Source organism: Variovorax sp. PvP013, assembly GCF_050435945.1.
Taxonomy (GTDB): domain Bacteria; phylum Pseudomonadota; class Gammaproteobacteria; order Burkholderiales; family Burkholderiaceae_C; genus Variovorax.
On sequence record NZ_JBNDLF010000012.1, the window covers coordinates 18,181 to 34,103 of the forward strand.

12 protein-coding genes are annotated in these 15,923 nt (G+C 69.2%); 2 read left to right on the top strand and 10 right to left on the bottom strand.

Translation table 11 applies throughout. The features are described from left to right. Positions 1-58: 58 nt before the first annotated feature. From ABID77_RS20655 to ABID77_RS20695, 9 genes are all read right to left on the bottom strand, one after another. On the bottom strand, positions 59-1,381 hold the full coding sequence (locus ABID77_RS20655; RefSeq protein ID WP_429599966.1) for an MFS transporter: 1,323 nt from the start codon (positions 1,379-1,381) through the stop codon (positions 59-61). Between the two features lie 163 nt (positions 1,382-1,544). After that, entirely contained in the window at positions 1,545-2,603 is a 1,059-nt protein-coding gene (locus ABID77_RS20660) for a patatin-like phospholipase family protein (protein WP_429599968.1), read from the bottom strand. Positions 2,604-2,915: 312 nt separating this feature from the next. Beyond that, entirely contained in the window at positions 2,916-3,320 is a 405-nt protein-coding gene (locus tag ABID77_RS20665; protein WP_429599971.1) for a transcriptional repressor, read from the bottom strand. A gap of 271 nt (positions 3,321-3,591) precedes the next feature. Continuing rightward, positions 3,592-3,882, bottom strand: a complete 291-nt coding sequence (locus ABID77_RS20670) for a DUF6691 family protein (protein WP_429599973.1) — start codon at positions 3,880-3,882, stop codon at positions 3,592-3,594. Between the two features lie 35 nt (positions 3,883-3,917). Then, the gene (locus ABID77_RS20675; protein WP_429599976.1) at positions 3,918-5,609 is read right to left on the bottom strand and encodes a serine hydrolase; all 1,692 of its coding nucleotides are present in this window, start codon (positions 5,607-5,609) and stop codon (positions 3,918-3,920) included. 38 nt (positions 5,610-5,647) lie between these two features. After that, the gene (locus ABID77_RS20680; RefSeq protein ID WP_429599978.1) at positions 5,648-6,682 is read right to left on the bottom strand and encodes a serine hydrolase; all 1,035 of its coding nucleotides are present in this window, start codon (positions 6,680-6,682) and stop codon (positions 5,648-5,650) included. A gap of 83 nt (positions 6,683-6,765) precedes the next feature. Further along, positions 6,766-9,717 carry a hypothetical protein gene (locus tag ABID77_RS20685; RefSeq protein WP_429599980.1) on the bottom strand — a complete coding sequence of 984 codons (2,952 nt, stop codon included), beginning with the start codon at positions 9,715-9,717 and terminating at the stop codon, positions 6,766-6,768. A gap of 335 nt (positions 9,718-10,052) precedes the next feature. Then, positions 10,053-11,474 carry a pentapeptide repeat-containing protein gene (locus tag ABID77_RS20690; RefSeq protein ID WP_429599983.1) on the bottom strand — a complete coding sequence of 474 codons (1,422 nt, stop codon included), beginning with the start codon at positions 11,472-11,474 and terminating at the stop codon, positions 10,053-10,055. Beyond that, positions 11,471-13,174, bottom strand: a complete 1,704-nt coding sequence (locus ABID77_RS20695; protein WP_429599987.1) for a hypothetical protein — start codon at positions 13,172-13,174, stop codon at positions 11,471-11,473. The genes ABID77_RS20690 and ABID77_RS20695 overlap by 4 nt, the downstream gene beginning before the upstream one ends. A 168-nt stretch (positions 13,175-13,342) precedes the next feature. On the opposite strand from ABID77_RS20695, the gene ABID77_RS20700 reads away from it, so the two are divergent. Both ABID77_RS20700 and ABID77_RS20705 read left to right on the top strand, forming a co-directional pair. After that, positions 13,343-14,569 carry a helix-turn-helix domain-containing protein gene (locus tag ABID77_RS20700; RefSeq protein WP_429599989.1) on the top strand — a complete coding sequence of 409 codons (1,227 nt, stop codon included), beginning with the start codon at positions 13,343-13,345 and terminating at the stop codon, positions 14,567-14,569. Next, positions 14,566-15,549: a Bug family tripartite tricarboxylate transporter substrate binding protein gene (locus tag ABID77_RS20705; RefSeq protein WP_429599991.1), complete on the top strand. Its 984-nt coding sequence runs from the start codon at positions 14,566-14,568 to the stop codon at positions 15,547-15,549. Before ABID77_RS20700 ends, ABID77_RS20705 begins: the two co-directional genes overlap by 4 nt. Here the strand turns inward: ABID77_RS20705 and ABID77_RS20710 are convergent. Then, a complete protein-coding gene (locus ABID77_RS20710; protein ID WP_429599993.1) occupies positions 15,527-15,919 on the bottom strand; it encodes an FCD domain-containing protein in 393 nt (130 codons plus the stop codon). The genes ABID77_RS20705 and ABID77_RS20710 overlap by 23 nt on opposite strands. Positions 15,920-15,923 lie beyond the last annotated feature (4 nt).

The window sequence follows — 15,923 nt, forward strand, 5'->3', positions numbered from 1 at the left end:
CCGGGTCGCGCGCGGCCGTGCAGACCTTGCGCGCGCCGTCGCGGATCGACGGCCGGCCTCAGGCACGGCCGCCGGTGGGCGCCGGCACCGACGCACGGACGCCGCCCGGCCGCGCCGGACGGCGCACGACCAGCACCAGTGCGGCCGCCAGCAGGCAGGCCGCGCCCGCCGCGTACAGCGCCGGCGTGTACGTCAGCAGCAGCGTGCGGGCGAAGCCGGCGCCGTAGGCCGCCGTGGCCGCGCCGAGCTGGTGGGCCGCGAAGATCCAGCCGAACACCAGCCCGGCCTTCTGCGGTCCGAAGGCGGCGCCGGCGAGCTTGACCGTCGGGGGCACGGTGGCGATCCAGTCGAGGCCGTAGAACATCGCGAACAGGCCGAGTCCGTAGATCGTGAAGTCCGAGTGCGGCAGCCAGAACAGCGACAGCCCGCGCAGGCCGTAGTACCAGAACAGCAGCTTGCGGTTGTCGTAGCGGTCCGACAGCCAGCCCGACAGGATGGTGCCCACGAAGTCGAAGGCGCCCATCATCGCCAGCACCGAGGCGGCCGGCACCGCGCCCATGCCGTTGTCGCCGCACAGCGAGATGAAGTGCGTCTGCACCAGCCCGTTGGTGCTCAGGCCGCAGATGAAGAAGGTGCCCGCCAGGATCCAGAAGGTGCGGTTCGACGCCGCCTCGCGCAGCACGACGAAGGGCGTGCGCCAGTTCATGGCGGTGGCCGGCACGGCGGCCGCCGCGGCCGCTTCCTCGGGCGTCTGGCCGAAGGGCCGCAGTCCGACGTCGGCCGGCCGGTCGCGCACCAGCGCCAGCGCCAGCAGCCCCACCAGCGCCGCGCCGACGAAGACGGGCACAACGGCCGAGCGCCAGCCCCAGTGCTCCATCATCCAGGCGGCGACGGGCAGGAACGCGAGCTGCCCCGTCGCCGAGCTGGCCGCCAGCGCGCCGACGACCAGGCCGCGCCGGGCGACGAACCACCGGTTGGCCACCACCGCGCCGAGCACCAGGGCGGTCATGCCGGTGCCGATGCCCAGCATCAGGCTCCAGACGACGAACAGCTGCCAGAGCTGCGAGGCCAGCGTCACCAGCGCCATGCCGCCGCCCACCAGCGCGAGCCCGGCGCACATCACCGCGCGCAGGCCGTAGCGCTCCATCAGCACCGCCGCGAACGGCCCCATCAGGCCGAACAGCGCGAAGCGCAGCGCCAGCGCGGACGACACCTGTTCGGTGCTCCAGCCGAACTCCCGGCCGAGCGGCTGCATCATCGCGCCGGGCAGGCCGAGCGCGGCCGACATCGTCAGCATGGTGAGGAAGGTGACGGCGGCGACGACCCAGCCGTAGTGGATGCCGTGCCGCTGGAGCCGGGCGGAGAGTCGGGAGGCGAGCATGGGCGTGGCCGGATGAAGTTCGCCGCGATGACCGGAGACCGTCGGGACGACGGACCGCTGCGGCGCCGATCATTGTAGCTACAACCGTTGCATATGCAACTTGTTCGATCCGAACAGGCGCCGACGCGATCCGCCCGCGCACGGATCGCGTTCCGGCGCCGGTTCAGCCCGCCACGGCTTCGGGCAGTTCGGTCAGCGTCGAGCGGCGGCCGAAGGCACGGCGGTGCTCCGTCAGCCAGGCCTGCGCCGTCTCGCGGCCCAGGGCGCGCAGCGCCTCGATCTGCGACCAGCGGGTATCGACCTTGCTGACCGGCCCGCGCCGCGCCAGTTCCGGCGCGGCTTCCATCAGGTGGAGGTTGGTCGCCGCCAGGGCCCGCATCGCCGGCGCGGTCGACTTCGCCTCGCGCGCGATGGCCTGGACCTCGGTCAGCGCCTTGAGGTCGCGCAGCAGGCAGGCGTTGAAGCCGATGTCGCTCATGCGCGCCATGATCCCGGTGATCGAGGACGAGACGTCCTCGTCCATGAAGGGCGTGATCTGCACGATCAGCACGTCGGTGGCGCCGGCCTCGCCGAAGATCAGCGGCTCCAGGGCCGGGTTGGCGGAGAAGCCGCCGTCCCAGTAGTCCTCGCCCTCGATCTCCACGGCGGCGAACATGTCGGGGAGGCAGGCCGAGGCCATGAGGGCGTCGAGCGTGATCTCGTCGCCCTCGAACAGCCGGGCCGCCCCGTTGGCCACGCGCGTGGCGGAGATGTGCAGCGGGATGGCGTCCGGCCCGGTGAGCGCCGACAGGTCGATGCTGCGCTCCACCACCCGGCGCAGCGTGCGCATGTCGCGCAGGTGCGGTACGAACGGCGCGATGTAGCGGCTCATCAGCTTGCTGGCTTCCATCGAGCGGCGCAGCAGGGGCTCGAACATCGGGCCGTCCCACACCTGGTGGTCGAAGGCCTTGAGCGGCGACCCGTCCGAGACCGCGCGCCACAGGCGCTCCAGGCCCGCGAGCGCACCCTCGCGCCCGCCGGCGGCCAGCCCGGCGACGAACGCCGCCCCGTTGAGCGCGCCCGCGCTCGCGCCGCTGACGGCGACGACGTCGATGTCCTCCTCCATCAGGCGCTCCATCACGCCCCAGCCATAGGCGCCGTGCGCGCCACCGCCCTGCAGCGCGAGGGCGACGCGGGGTCGTTCAGGGCGGTTTTCCGTCTTGGTGGCGTTGCCTTTGGGCATGTGTGGATTCCTCTGGATTGAAAGCGGTGAAGCGGCACCGGCCGGATGCCGACTGCCTCGATGACGACGACTCTAGATGCTGTCGCCCGCGCGACAGTAGGTGATCGGCGGGAGGCGACGTGCGCCATGGGCGCCTCGATGCCGGGATAAACCAAGCCGAAAACCGGCGTGCGCGTCGTTCACGACGTTCGTCGGCGACGGGAGCGGGCGCGCCTTCGAACGCTGGTCAACGCCACCATGGATGCCGGACGAGCGCGGTTCGCGCCGCATGGTTTCGCTGCCGCCGGCGGGACCCGCGGCGCCGGACGGCGTTCAACGCGACCGGCCGAAGACGGTCACCACGTAGTCGGTCATCTCGAAACCCTGCTCGGTGGCGATGGCCCTGAGCCGTTCCTCGATCTGCGGATCGAAGAACTCGTGCACCGTGCCGTCGTTGAGCGACACCAGATGACCGTGGTGCGGCTCGTTGTCGTTGAGTTCGAAGACCGCGCGGGCCGTGCCGAGCTGGCTCTTCTTCAGCAGTCCGGCCTGCTCGAACTGCGCCAGCACGCGGTAGACCGTCGCCAAGCCCAGGTCGAAACCCAGGCCGACGAGCTGCAGATAGACCTCGTCGGCCGTCAGATGGCGCTGCGCGCTGCGCGAGAAAAGCTCCAGGACCTTCACACGCGGCAGCGTGGCCTTCAGGCCCGTGTGCTTGAGCTGGTCGGTATGCGTCATTCGTCGATGGAGAAACGGGTCATCGGGGAAAAAAAGCATGGCTGCCGGCGAACCGTTGGCTAGCAAAAAACGACTCCGGGAGCATGGCTCCCTCGGTCGCCCCACGATGAAACTGGAAACTGCGAGATCAGGATCATCGGCCTGCCCGGGCGCGTCTTCTGCCGTTGCCGGGCGCCGCCGTCGGACGTGATCCCGATGCTGCGATGTCGAGAATCTTACCATGAATGAGAACCATTCTCGTTTTTTTTGATGGCTTTTTTCACTCGAATGGTCATCGCTCCAAAAGCCGAGGAAGTGCTCCGATGCCGTGAAACCGGACTGTGCCACCGCCGACGACGTTTGCGTTTGGCATGAGATCGGTACCGCGAACATCGGGAACGCGGCGAACGAAGTCCGAGCGAAATCCATCCGTTCGCTCGTGGCTCGGTTGGCCAGCACGCCGACGGCGTTCGAGCAGTTCGAACACGCCCATGCCGATCGGCATGGCAAGAGCAAGCACGACCGCCTTCCTCTCCCCCGCGCCGAGCGCGACGCGCGCGGGCCCAGGAGAGAAGCCGGCCATGCCCCACCCGATGCCGAACGGAAGACCGCCTCCGACTATCGCGTCTTCCGATCGAATGCGCCGCGTGCGAGGTCCTGGGCGTAGTACTCCATCTGCATGCGGTCGGCCGATCCCGTCGCGCCGACCTGGAAGTCGATGCGCGAAACCGAACCAGGCGGCGCGTTTTCGCCCTCCAGGTCGAAGACGAAGGTGTTGCCGTTCCAATGCCGCAGCGGATACACGACCTGCCCTCCCGCACCCATCCTGAGCTGCAGCCCGTTGCCGGCCGCTTCGACCACGGCATCGCCGTAGTAGTCGCTCGCGTAAGTGCCGACATAGGCATTGCCGCCAAGCGGCGATACGGGCGACGGCGGTGCTGTCTTGCCGGCCAGGGAGCCCTCCGGGACGTAGAAGTTCGCGAAGATGTTGTCGAAGAAGCCATGCCAGTCGCGGCTGACGCCCCCGGTCTCGACCATTTCCTCGAACATCGCGTTGACCGTTTCGGCCGCACCCGTGGGCGCCGCGTTGGTCAGCGTGACGATCGCGATACCGGCCTGTGGAATGGCCGTGAATGCCGTTCCCGTCCCCAAGATGAAGGCACCCGAATGCGACAGCTTCACGCGTCCCGCGCTGGTCGTGCCGACGTTGAAGCCATAGCCATAGAAGCCCGTGCGTTCCGAAGGCGTCGAGGCCGGCGCCGAGACGCTCTGCGGGCTGACGGCGGGCAACAAGGCGCTCGGCGGTATCAACGTGCCGCCCGCGTACTTGCCATCCTGCAGGACCATCGACATCCACCGCGCGACGTCGTTGGCGCTGGAACTCACGCCGCCGGCCGGCGATTGAGCATCGGGTTGGCGCTGGAACAGGGCCTGGTAGCGGCCGTCGCGCTTCACGTGGGGCGTGGCCCGGTTCGGTCGCTGGACGAAGTCCGCGAAACGGGAGCTGGTGACGGCCATGCCGAGCGGCTGGTAGAGGGTGCGCTCGGACAGCGTCGCCCACTCCAGCCCGCTCGATGCCGCGGCCGCCTCGGCGCCGGCGGTCAGGCCGAAGTTGGCGTAGTGGTACGTGATGCGGAAGCGATCGAGCGGCGCGTAGCGCAGGCGCTCGAGCACTTGCCGACGGTCGTAGCCCAGGTCCTCGAGCTGGTCGCCGACGCCGTTCCGGAGTCCGGATCGGTGCGAGAAGAGGTCACCCACCGTCACCTGTTGCGTGACCCCGTCGTTCGACAGGCTGAACCAGGGGAGCAGGTCCTTGGCCGGGGTGTCCCACGACAACCTCTTCTGGCCGACCAGCCCCGCCACGACCGTGGCGGCGATGGGCTTGGACATCGACGCCAGCTGGAACACGGTGTCGGCGTCGACCGGCTCCGCACCGCCGACGCGGCGCACGCCGAATCCCTTGGCGTACACGGTGCGGCCATCCTTCACCACGGCCACCGCCATGCCCGGGATCTGGAAGCGCTGCATCACCTCGGCGCTCAGGCCGTCGAGCCGGGCCACGGCGGCGTCGATCTGACCGGGAGGAATCGGCAGTGCCACCGCCGCGGCGGGCGAGGGTTCGCCGGTGCCGCCCGGCGTGACGCTCGCATCGTCACTGCCGCCGCCGCCGCCGCCGCAGGCCGTCAGCATCAGCGTGCCGGCCATCGACAGGGTCCGCATGCGCTTGTGGGTGATCGTCGAGATGTTCACGATGGCGTCCAGTCGTCGGGGGTGGGGGAGCAAAAGAGGCGGTGCATCCGGGATCGGCATCGCAGGCGCCTCGGTCGACCTTGCCGGCCGGTGAAGGCTCAGCCGGCCCGCAGCGCCTTGTCGACCTGTGCCAGCACCTGGCTCACCGCGTTGCCGAATTCGGGTACGCGGGATACGCTGGTCAATGAGCCTCCGGTCCAATTCAAGGTGAAGTTGAAGCTGACCGGGATGTCGCGCACGCGCATCTGACCGGCCAGACTGATCACGTGGAAGTCCTCCCAGTCGATGCTTCCGCCCTTGCCGTAGGCAGGCGTGTCATCAGGCACCACCAGGGGCAGCGCGTTGGCCATCGCCGAGATGCGCTTGAACTCGCGCGTCGTCGCGGCGTTCTGGAAGAACTGTCCGGCCAGGGCCCTCTGGTACCAGGCGACCATCTCGCTGGCCGTGCTCACCATCGACTCGTTCGCGTTGATGACGTCGGTGCGCGACGTCAGTCCCAGCGACTCGCCACTGGCGATGCGCCGGATGCCGTCCCAGCCGAGGTCGGTGCCGATGGGCGCTCCGGCGAGGTAGGAGAACAGCCGCCGCGTCGAAGCGGGAATCTGCGTTTGCGTGAGTCCCGCCTGTGCGATGAGCGTTCGCACGCGGGCGGCGTCGACTTTCGCGAGGACGATGTCGGTCGCCATGTTGTCGCTGTGCGCGATCATGGCCTCGAGCGCGTAGCGGTAGGCGAACGTGCCATCGAGATCGTCGAGGACCGGCGACCCCAGGGTCCGGAAACGGTCGCTGACCTCACAGGGCGTGTTCTCGGTGACGCCATCGCGCCCGGCTTCCACGTCGCGCAGGAACTGCGCGAGGATGAAGGTCTTGACGCTGCTGGCGATGAACAGCCTGGCGTCGACGTTGTGGCCTGCCGACCAGGTGCCCGTCGGCGCCTCGACGCGCACGAGCGCCGAGGACGTCTGCGGCGCCATGCGGGCGTACTCCGCGATGGCCTGGTTGACGCTGGCTGGCGCACTTTGCGCGAAGGTGCTGCCGCTGCCGCCCCCGCCGCACGCGACGATGGCCGGGGCGGCGATGGTGCTGGCGAAGGCGCGCAGCGCCGTTCTTCTGTGGATCGGGGGCGTGGTCATGGAGCGGCTCTTTCTCACTGAGGTCAGGGGACGTGGTGGAGGGGCATTCGAAGGGAGGATGGAGCGCTGGCGACGCGGCGCCCTCAAACCGGCGACATCGAGCCGCACTCGCGGTGCGCGGCGATGTCCGAGACGGCGAACGACGGCGTTTTCGCGCAGGTGGCGTCGGCGGACGGATTCCACTTGGACAGCGAGGGCTCGACCCTCGGTGATCCCGGGATCGGTGCGTAATTGAGCGTGTAGAGCACGCGGAACATGTCGACCGTGATCCGCGCGGCGGCCAGCCCCGTGGTGCGATTCAGGAAGGCACCGTCGGGCGTATAGACGTCGAGCCGGTAGTCCGACACGCCGCCACCCTGGCCGACATGGGAGAGCACGTACATGTAGCCTGCGCCCTCGACGGCCAGGTCGAGGTAGGTCACGTCGGTCTCGGCGCGCAGTCGGACGATCGAAGTCGTCTTGCCGGCGAACAGCCTGACCGAGTGGCCCGATGGGTTGAGCGCCTGGATGCGTGCGTTGCCCTGTTCGAGCACCAGCACCGCGCCGCGCGAGGTCGCGACGGCGACGGGCGTGTCGAGACGGCCGTGCTGGCGGCCCTTGCCGCAACGCATGTGGGCAAAGCGCACCGCATCCGGGGCTCGGGCGCTGTCGACGGGCGCCGTCGGCAATGTCAGCACCTCCATCTTGTGCGTGCGGCGATTGACGCCGACCACATAGCCCGAGGGCAGCACCGCGAGCGAGTCCTGGGCGAACTTGAAGCGTCCCCAGGCCAGGGGCTGGTCGAAGTCGAACGGCGCATCCGCAGCCAGCTCGACCGTCTTCAGATAGAACCCGTCGGCCCCCGGCTGGACGAAGAAGTGATGGCCCCCGACCGCCGGACCCTGCGCGTCGTAGACGATGCCCAGGGGCTGCGTCCCGCCGCAGGGCGACAGCTTGAACGCGCCGTCGGGATCGGCGGCGACCGATTCGTTCTGGATCACGTGCAGGGCACCGGTGCCGGTCGCGCCGCCGCATGGGGGCAGCGGCTGGCCACCGGCGAAGTAGCCATAGCCGACCATGCCGGTGGGCGTGTGCACCGTGATGCCGTCGAGCGAGCAGATCGCGCCATCCGCGCCCGCGCACAGGGAGGCCGCGGTCTGGGTCGGCGCCGGGCCCGCCTGCCAGCTCCGTCTACCGGCCACATGGCCGAGGATCTGCGCGTGCTGGTATTGAGTCTGGGCGTTCAGCGGCGCCAGGGTCTCCACGATCGACAGTGCAATCAGGCCGGCCGTCGCCGGCAGGTTGACGATCGGCTGACTCTTGACGTAGCCCACCAGGCAATCGGTCGCCGAGTACATCGACACCGTGACGACCACCTGGCCGCCCGAAGCCACCTGCGGCAGGACGACGTCGATCGGACCGGCCGTGCCGGCGTCCATCGTGCCTTCGGCGCGCAGCGGAATCGCGCCGCCGTCGTACACGGCCTCCACCACGTAGCGACGGGCCGACGCGGGAAACTGGAAATCGCGAATGTCGCGCGACACCCGGACGGTCGATGCCATCTTCAGCGAGACGGTGTTCTTGCTGATCGCCGCGCTGGCGCAGACCTCGCCGACGCTGACGGCGATGGCGGCGAGATCGGCCAGCGTCGCCAGCACCCGCACCGCGATGCCAACGAAGGGCACGGCTTCTAGCATCTCTTCCACCGTGACGGTCGTCGCCAGGAGCTTGACGAGCGCCGGCATGCTGCTCAGCAGCATCGACAGGGCCAGGGGCGCGAACGCCAGGAACATCGGCTTGCAGCTGTCCGAACTCAAGCCGCCGTAAATGCCGGTGGCGAACTTCGGCGTCGACTTGGCGATCAGCTTCAGGAAACCAGTCAGCAGCTTCTCGATGAGTTCCTTGTCCTCGAAGATCGCCTTCAGTCCGACACTGACGTTGGCATAGACCCTTTCGGCCAGCAGCAGGGTCGGCAGGCCGATGTTCAAGGCGAGCGTCAGGCACGATCCGGTCACGGCCTCGGGCGCGAAGGCGTCGCCGCCGACGCCGGCGCCGCCGAACATCACGACCGCCGATGCCGCCGCCGCGGGCATCTTGAAGCTGAACTTGTTGCTCGGGACGTCGTTGCCCTGGAATGGAATGCCCATGAGCTGGTTGTTGGCCAACAGCATGCGGACGAACTTGGCCCGTCCGGTGTCGGTGGCGTCCGGGGCGAGGACCGGCAGGGGCTTCTGCTGGCCGTCCAGGTACTGCACGTAGATGGACAGGAATCGCAGGTAGTCGTTCTTGACCGTCATCTCGACGATGCGTTCGGCCGGATCCGACACCCGCAGGTCGATCACCCGGATGCCGTCGAAGCTGCTGCCCACGGGCTGCGACGCCGCGACATCGAAGACCTCGGCGGCGGCCGCGGCGATGGCCGTGCGAGCCGGTACGTCCACGTTGGCGAGACCTTCGGTGTCGTGCCAGTTGGTGCCCTCGAAAAGCGGGTCGTCGAACACGTTCAGCAGGATGTTCCTGGCCACTTCGCCGACGGCCGCGGCGATGTCCTCCTGGAGTTCGAACCGGTAACGCGGCTGGCCCTGGGCGTCGATGGACGGCCGGCCGTCCGCGTCGGTCATCGGGATCAGCGTGCACCAGCTCCCTGGCGTGGTGCTCGGGTAGCCGTGCATGCCGATCCGAAGCGCGATCTGCTCCGACAGCGTGCTCAGGTAGGGCAGGCAGCCGCCTCCGGCATCGGTGCAGGGCAGCTGCTGGATGCGCTGCAGGATGTCGCCCCCCAGGTCGGGCTTGAGGTTCATCAGGTCCGGGTGATGGAAGACGAGCAGCGTCGCGGCATCGACCGGCCTGATGTGGGGATCGAGCGGGACCTCGGGAACACCCCCTGCCCGCCCTGCGGCCAGCGCGCGCTGCCTGACCATGGCCTGGGCCGAACGCGGCACGGCGATGAAGGCGCCGCCGAGCACCGGTTCGTCCGTCGTCGGGTGGCGGCCCGTCACCCAGACGGTTTGCAGTGCGTCGGCCGGCAGGTCGACATCGACGACGTAATGGGTCAACGCCGCGTCGGGGACCGGGCCGAGGCCTGGATCCGCGGCTCTTGCCAGGGTTCGGGAGGCGGCGGTGTGCGCTGTCAACAGCGCCCGATGGTGGGCGCTGCGGTGCACCTGCAATCGAGGTTCGACCATCGCGGCGTGAGACAAATCGAAATGCAGCGTGCGTCGTTCCCGGCCTTCGGCCGTGGGCGGTGGCGTGCCGTTGCCCGGTGTCCGGCCGGCGTCGTCGTTGCTTCCTCCACCGCAGGAACCCACCAGCAGTGGCGCGGTGCCGGCCAGCCCCAAGGCACTGGAAGCACGCAGGAACCGGCGTCGGCCCGGACGGAATGTCGGCTGTTTCATCGAAGCCCTCGTGACGGGAAATCGGCGGTCCCGCGTTGGGTCGACTGCGCTGGCGGCAGGCAGTTGTCGTAGTCGGGAGGCAATGGCGTGCACGCCGGCTGCGCGGGATAAGGCCCGGTGCCCGACGGTGTCAGCTTGGTACCGGTGCAGGGACTGGGGGTGGCACTGGGGCAGGTCGCCCCCTCCAGGGTCGCGAAGGCGCCCAGCACGCTGGTTTTGTAGCCATAGACCGTGGGGGTCCCGTCCTTGTCGGTATAGGACCAGGCGCCCGCGCGGTCCGACAGCGCCGAATCGCCGAGCGACGAGCCGACGATGCGCGCCGTGCCGGAGAAGTCCGTGCCTTGCAGATAGGCACCGACGAATTTCGCGTTGGTCAGATCGGCACCCGGGAACACCGCGTTGACCAGCACGGCCTGGTTGAAGACCGCGCTCGTCAGGCTGCCCGTGAACACCGCCTCGGGCAGCAGCGCCTGGGAGAAGTCGGCGGAGTCCAGGCGGGCCCCGGTGAAATCCACCCTGCGTGTCGCGCTGCGATAGAGATGGGCGCCGGTGAGATCGACCGAACGCAGGTCGGCATTGGTGAAGTCCACGCCGGGTGCATAGGCGCCGATCAAGGTGGCCGGCCGCTGACCGCTGGGCTGACCGCCGGGCGGTATGCCGAGTTGGGCGCCGATGAGCTTCGCATTCTTCAAGTTGACCTGGCTGAGCGTGGCGCCGTGCAGCTGGGCGCCGTTGAGCGTCGTGCCCTCCAGGTTCGCCTGGTACAGATTGACGTTGTCGAGCATCGCGTAGCTGAGATCGAGGCCCATCAGCATGGCCTTGGGAAGGCATTGCGACAGATCGGCGCTGGTGAGATCGAGTCGATTCCATTGAGCGACGAACTCGCAATTCATGACCGCGTGCTGGAAGCGGGTGCGGCAGACCTGCGGATCGCCCAGGGTCAGGGCGTGGTCGCCGAAGATCGCGTGGCCCTGGCTGATGTCGGTCTTCGAGAAATCGGTGCAGTCCAGCGTCGCCTGGGTCAGGTAGGTGCGGCCTTCGAACTTGGCGCCGATGAACTTGGCGCGGGTCAGGTTCGCGTAGCTGAAGTCGGTGGGCAGCGCCTTGCCGCTGTCCTTGAGCGTTGCACCGCTGAAGTCGGCATCGGAGAGGTCGGCGTGCATGAAGACCACCGCGTCGAGCGTCGCGCCGGTGAAGTCGGCATGCCGCAGGTCTCGGCCATTGAAGTTGCATTTGGTGAGCGTGAGGCCGTGATAGTCGTGGCCTCCCGCCGACTGGCTCGCCGGGCAGGGGGACGGCGGGCTCTGCTGCGACGGCACCGAGACACCGATGAAGCTGCTCGCGACAACGAGCCCCCACGCCAGCGCGAAACCGCCGCGGTACGGCCACCTCGCGTGCCTGGCGCGCGGCCGCGTCATGGCGTGCTCCGCAGGTGGTTGGCGCCTCCCACCGGCAAGGCATCGAAGTCAACGATCGTTGCCACGCCGCCCGGACGGCCGTCGCTGCCGGTGCCCGTGCCGGATGGGCACGCGCTGAGCTTGGCGACGGTGCCGCCGTGGCCGGGATCGCCGGGCATGCCGGGATAGAGGTCCGGCACGCTCGCTGTAACCGCCGCACCCGCTACCCGCGCGATGCCGATGGAGGGTCCACCGTTGCCTCCCGAGCCGCCGCTGCCCGAGCCGCCGGGGCCGCCGTCGCCGCCACGGCCGCCGGTCCCGGGCGCAGCGGTCTTCTCGTTGCAGTACGGCTGGAACTGATCGAAACCCGCCCGGCCCGCCTGGCCGGAACCGCCCGGTCCACCTTGCCCACCCAGGGCTCCCTGCCCACCCAGACCACCCGGGCCGCCGATGAATCGATTGCGCTGGCCGAGGTCGATGGCGCTCGCACCCGCGAGCACCACGACGATCGAGGCCCCTCCCTGAAGGCCTCCGACGCCACCCGGGCCACCGCAGCCCCCACCGCCGCCACCGCCACCGGCATAGCCGCTCAGGTCGGTTTCGTTGGTCGCGCCCGCCGAGTAGCCGCCACCGCCGCCGCCGCCACCACCCGCGCCGACGTCTCCGGGCAAGCCCTTGCTGCCGCGATTCGGCGACCATCCGGCACGCGACAAGGTGCCCCATGGATCGGCAAGCGAGGGCGCCGTGGCGCCGCAACGTCCCGGATCGCCGCTGCCAGCCTGTGGCGCGATGCCTGCGACATTGATCGGCGCACCGACGCAGATGCACCCTGGGGTGCCGGGCGGGCCACCGGGTCCACCCAGGGCGCGTCCGCTGGGCGCGCCTGTTTGCCCGTCGGGCCCGATGCCGCCTTGGTTGACACTCCGGCAATAGGCGTTGAGCAAGCCACGATGCTCGGTATAGAGCAGGTTGCTGTCGGCCCCGCGTCCGCCTGTGCCGGCACCGTCTGCCGGTGGCTGGGACGGACAGGCCAGGCCGCCCGCACCGCCGGTGTAGCGGGCCGGCGCCGGGCTGCCGTCGCCGCCATGGCCCCCGACGGGCGATTCGCTGGCCGTGCCGCCATCGCCACCGCGCCCGCCCACCAAGGTGGAGTCGGTCAGCACCAACCCCTTGCTGTCGGACACGAGCAACGCGATGCTGGGACTGCCGGCTGCCGTCTCGTTCTTGCCGAACACGGCCAGGCCGTGCACCCCGGTCGGTGCGTCGATGCCGCTGGCCCGCAGCGCGGGCGAGCCCGGCGGCGGAGCGGCCTGGATCATGGTCCGATAGCCGAGGTCGGCCTCGCCGTTGAAACGGCAGCCGCCGTACACGTTCACGCCCTGGCGCAGTTCGATCGTTGCCGATGTCGGATACAGGCCGTGTCGCACCAGCACGCCGCAACCCGTGTCGCCGCAGGCCGCGATGCCTTGCTGGATGGTTTGGCAGGCCGTCACCATGCTCAGACCGCAGCCCTGGGTCAGGTCGGAGCGGCTGTCGACGTAGATGCGCGACACCAGCGCCGAGGTGTCCGCGTCGCAAGGTGGCGTCTCGGCCCCGCTCAGCGACCTTGCACCGTCACTGCCACTGCCACTGCTGCCGCCGCCACACGCCCACAGCATGACGAACAGCCCGCTGCAACAGCCGAACCTGATCAGGCGCCACAGGCAACGCATCGGACCCATGACTTTCGAATCATCTCGACAAAGGCAGGCGCCATCTCGCTACGGCGTCGACGTCGGGCATCGTGTCGGATTCGGCTTCCACGACGCCATCGCGCCCGCGCGATCCATTTTTCATTCGAGCTCGACCGCATCACGGAGCGCCGTCGTTGCCACGAGCCGCCCTGCCCGATGCCGTGCCGCGTCGTGACGCATGCGGGCGTGGGCGAGTTGGAAGTGGCGCATGAGGCGATCGTGCGCAAGGTCGATGCGCGTCACAAGCTTGCCGCGCCGGGGGCGAGCAAAGTCAGCAGGATTTGTACTTTTCACTGCAGAATTCGACCAGAACTCAGCGTCGGCGACCCATCGCCCGCCTACGACAACATGCTGCATCTGTCCCCCGGTCTGCTGGCAAGCTTCCTCGTCATCGACGTGCACGATCCCGACGAGCTGGGCCGGGATTCCAGCGTGAGCCGGCGTTTTCCCCGCAGCAACAACGCGCACCGCTACCGGCTGCGTCACAGGCTGCCCGGTCGAACGACGGACGTGCTGACCCGACTGGCGATGCGGATGGCGGGCGACCTGATGCCGGCCTACGTCGCCGACCGCCATGCGACGGAGGTCGAGATCGTGCAGCCTGGTGTCGACCGGATCTGCGTGAGCACGATGCTCGCCGGATCGCTGGAATTGCGAACGATGGACGGCCGGTCCTTCCAGGCGATCGGAAACCATGGCTTGGTGCTGCGCGGCGATCCCGGAACCCGTTTTCACAGCAGTGACGGCAACGCGCGTTTCAACGTGTGGGTCGATGCCACCCGCGTCGAGCGGACGCTGGCTGCCTTCCTCGATACGCCACGGGTCCGTCCGCTGGCGTTCCAGCCCGGCCTGGACCTCTCGATCGGGACGGGCGCCAGTCTGCTGCGCCTGATGCGATGGCTCGCCGACGAACTGGCCCAGCCCGACGGCCTCGCGTCCAACCCGCTGGCCCTGGACAGCTTCACCGACATGTGGGTGCATGCCTTGCTCCACGGTGTGCCGCACAGCCTCACCGCGGCCATGGGCCGACGCCACCATGGCACCGCCGTGCCACGCCACATCAAGCGCGCCGAGGAGTTCATGCGCGAGAACGTCGCCCGACCCGTGTGCCTGACCGATGTCGCCGCCGCGGCTGGATGCAGCCTGCGCACCCTCCATGCCGCTTTCCGGCGGTTCCGCGCTACGACGCCCCTGGCGGCCCTGCACGGCATTCGGCTGGAAGCGGTACGCACCATGCTCGAAGCGGGGATCGGGACGCTCCAACCGATGGACGTCGCGCGCCTCCACGGCTTCACCCATCCCGGGCGCTTCAAGGCCGCCTATGTGCGCCGCTTCGGTGTGCCGCCGGCCATCGCGCACCGTCGGGAAGCCGAGGGCTCGTGAAGAGCCCCGACATCCACCGGCGCGCGTTCACCGCAGGCCTGGGGCTGACGCTCACCATGCCGTTGACGATGACCCGTGCCGCGGACCACCGCCCCATCCGGATGGTCGTTCCCTTCAGCGCGGGCAGCTCCGTCGATGCCTTGGCCCGGCTGGTCTGCGCGCGCCTTTCCCAGCATCTGGCGACCCCCGTCGTGATCGACAATCGTCCCGGCGCGGGCGGTTGCGTCGGAGCGGCGAGCGCGTCGCACGAGACGCCCGATGGCACCCACCTCTTTTGTGGCACTGCGGGCACGCACGGCATCAATCCCGCGATCTACAGCCGGCCCGGCTACGACCCCGTCGGGAATTTCGAGCCGGTCGTCGGTGTCGCGTCCTCGTCGAACGTCATGGTGACCAATCCCGCGCTGGGGGTTCGCTCGCTGGCGGATTTCGTCGCGCTCGCCAGGACGCGCCCCGGCGCGCTGAACATGGGTTCGGAAGGCGTGGGAACGACGGCGCACCTTTCGGGCGTGCTGTTCAACCGCGCGGCCGGAATCGAGACGACGCACGTGCCCGCCAAGAGCGGCGCCATCATCGATGTGGTCGCCGGTCGGCTGGACTACAGCTTCGAGCCTCTGGCCTCGGCCCTGCCCTTCGTTCGCAGCGGTCAAGTCCGGCCGCTGGCCGTGACGGCGGCGCAGAGGGAATCGGCCCTTCCGGACGTGCCGACGATCGCTGAGGAGGGCTATCCCGATTGCGCGGTCACGGCCTGGGCGGCCTTCTTCGCGCCGCACGGCGTCTCCCGGGACTTCGTCGAATGGGTCAACCAGGGCACCAACAGGGTCCTGGCCGACGCGGACGTGCGGCACCGCATCGGCCAACTCGGCGGCATGCCTCTGGGCGGCAGTCCAGACGACCTGCGCAGGCGGGTCGCCGTCGAACTGGCGCGGTGGCCGCCGGTCGTGAGGTCCGCCGGACTCAGGCTCGACCCGCCGAGCTGATCGACCCATCGGAACTGAGCGCACCGACGGTGTCATCTCCCTCTGTATTGCGGAAAGCGCAGATCGTTTTCCTCTGCCCAGCCGCGCCTCTTTCGTGCGCGAGGCTGCGCAGGCGCGTGATCATGAAGTGGGCGGCCTGCAGCACATGCTGGCGCGCCAGTTCCTCCACGACCGCGCCCTGGCCGCGCGCGACCTCGGCCAGCATGGCCTCGTGCTGGTTCCAGATGTCGCGCGGCTTCTCGACGCGCATGAGCACCTCGCCCACCACGCGCTGCGTGGAGGTCCACTGCGCCTCCATGCTCGGAGCGATCAGCGCGTTCTCGGACAGGGCGTAGACGAAGGCGTGGAAATCGCGGTCGGCGGCGATCATGGCC

Excerpts from the sequence above, each read along its gene's own strand:
- ABID77_RS20710 (WP_429599993.1), bottom strand. The coding sequence starts at position 15,919 with ATGATCGCCGCCGACCGCGATTTCCACGCCTTCGTCTACGCCCTGTCC.
- ABID77_RS20665 (WP_429599971.1), bottom strand. The coding sequence starts at position 3,320 with ATGACGCATACCGACCAGCTCAAGCACACGGGCCTGAAGGCCACGCTG.
- ABID77_RS20690 (WP_429599983.1), bottom strand. The coding sequence starts at position 11,474 with ATGACGCGGCCGCGCGCCAGGCACGCGAGGTGGCCGTACCGCGGCGGT.
- ABID77_RS20700 (WP_429599989.1), top strand. The coding sequence starts at position 13,343 with ATGCCGTGCCGCGTCGTGACGCATGCGGGCGTGGGCGAGTTGGAAGTG.
- ABID77_RS20660 (WP_429599968.1), bottom strand. The coding sequence starts at position 2,603 with ATGCCCAAAGGCAACGCCACCAAGACGGAAAACCGCCCTGAACGACCC.
- ABID77_RS20655 (WP_429599966.1), bottom strand. The coding sequence starts at position 1,381 with ATGCTCGCCTCCCGACTCTCCGCCCGGCTCCAGCGGCACGGCATCCAC.
- ABID77_RS20695 (WP_429599987.1), bottom strand. The coding sequence starts at position 13,174 with ATGGGTCCGATGCGTTGCCTGTGGCGCCTGATCAGGTTCGGCTGTTGC.
- ABID77_RS20680 (WP_429599978.1), bottom strand. The coding sequence starts at position 6,682 with ATGACCACGCCCCCGATCCACAGAAGAACGGCGCTGCGCGCCTTCGCC.
- ABID77_RS20670 (WP_429599973.1), bottom strand. The coding sequence starts at position 3,882 with ATGGCCGGCTTCTCTCCTGGGCCCGCGCGCGTCGCGCTCGGCGCGGGG.
- ABID77_RS20675 (WP_429599976.1), bottom strand. The coding sequence starts at position 5,609 with ATGCCGATCCCGGATGCACCGCCTCTTTTGCTCCCCCACCCCCGACGA.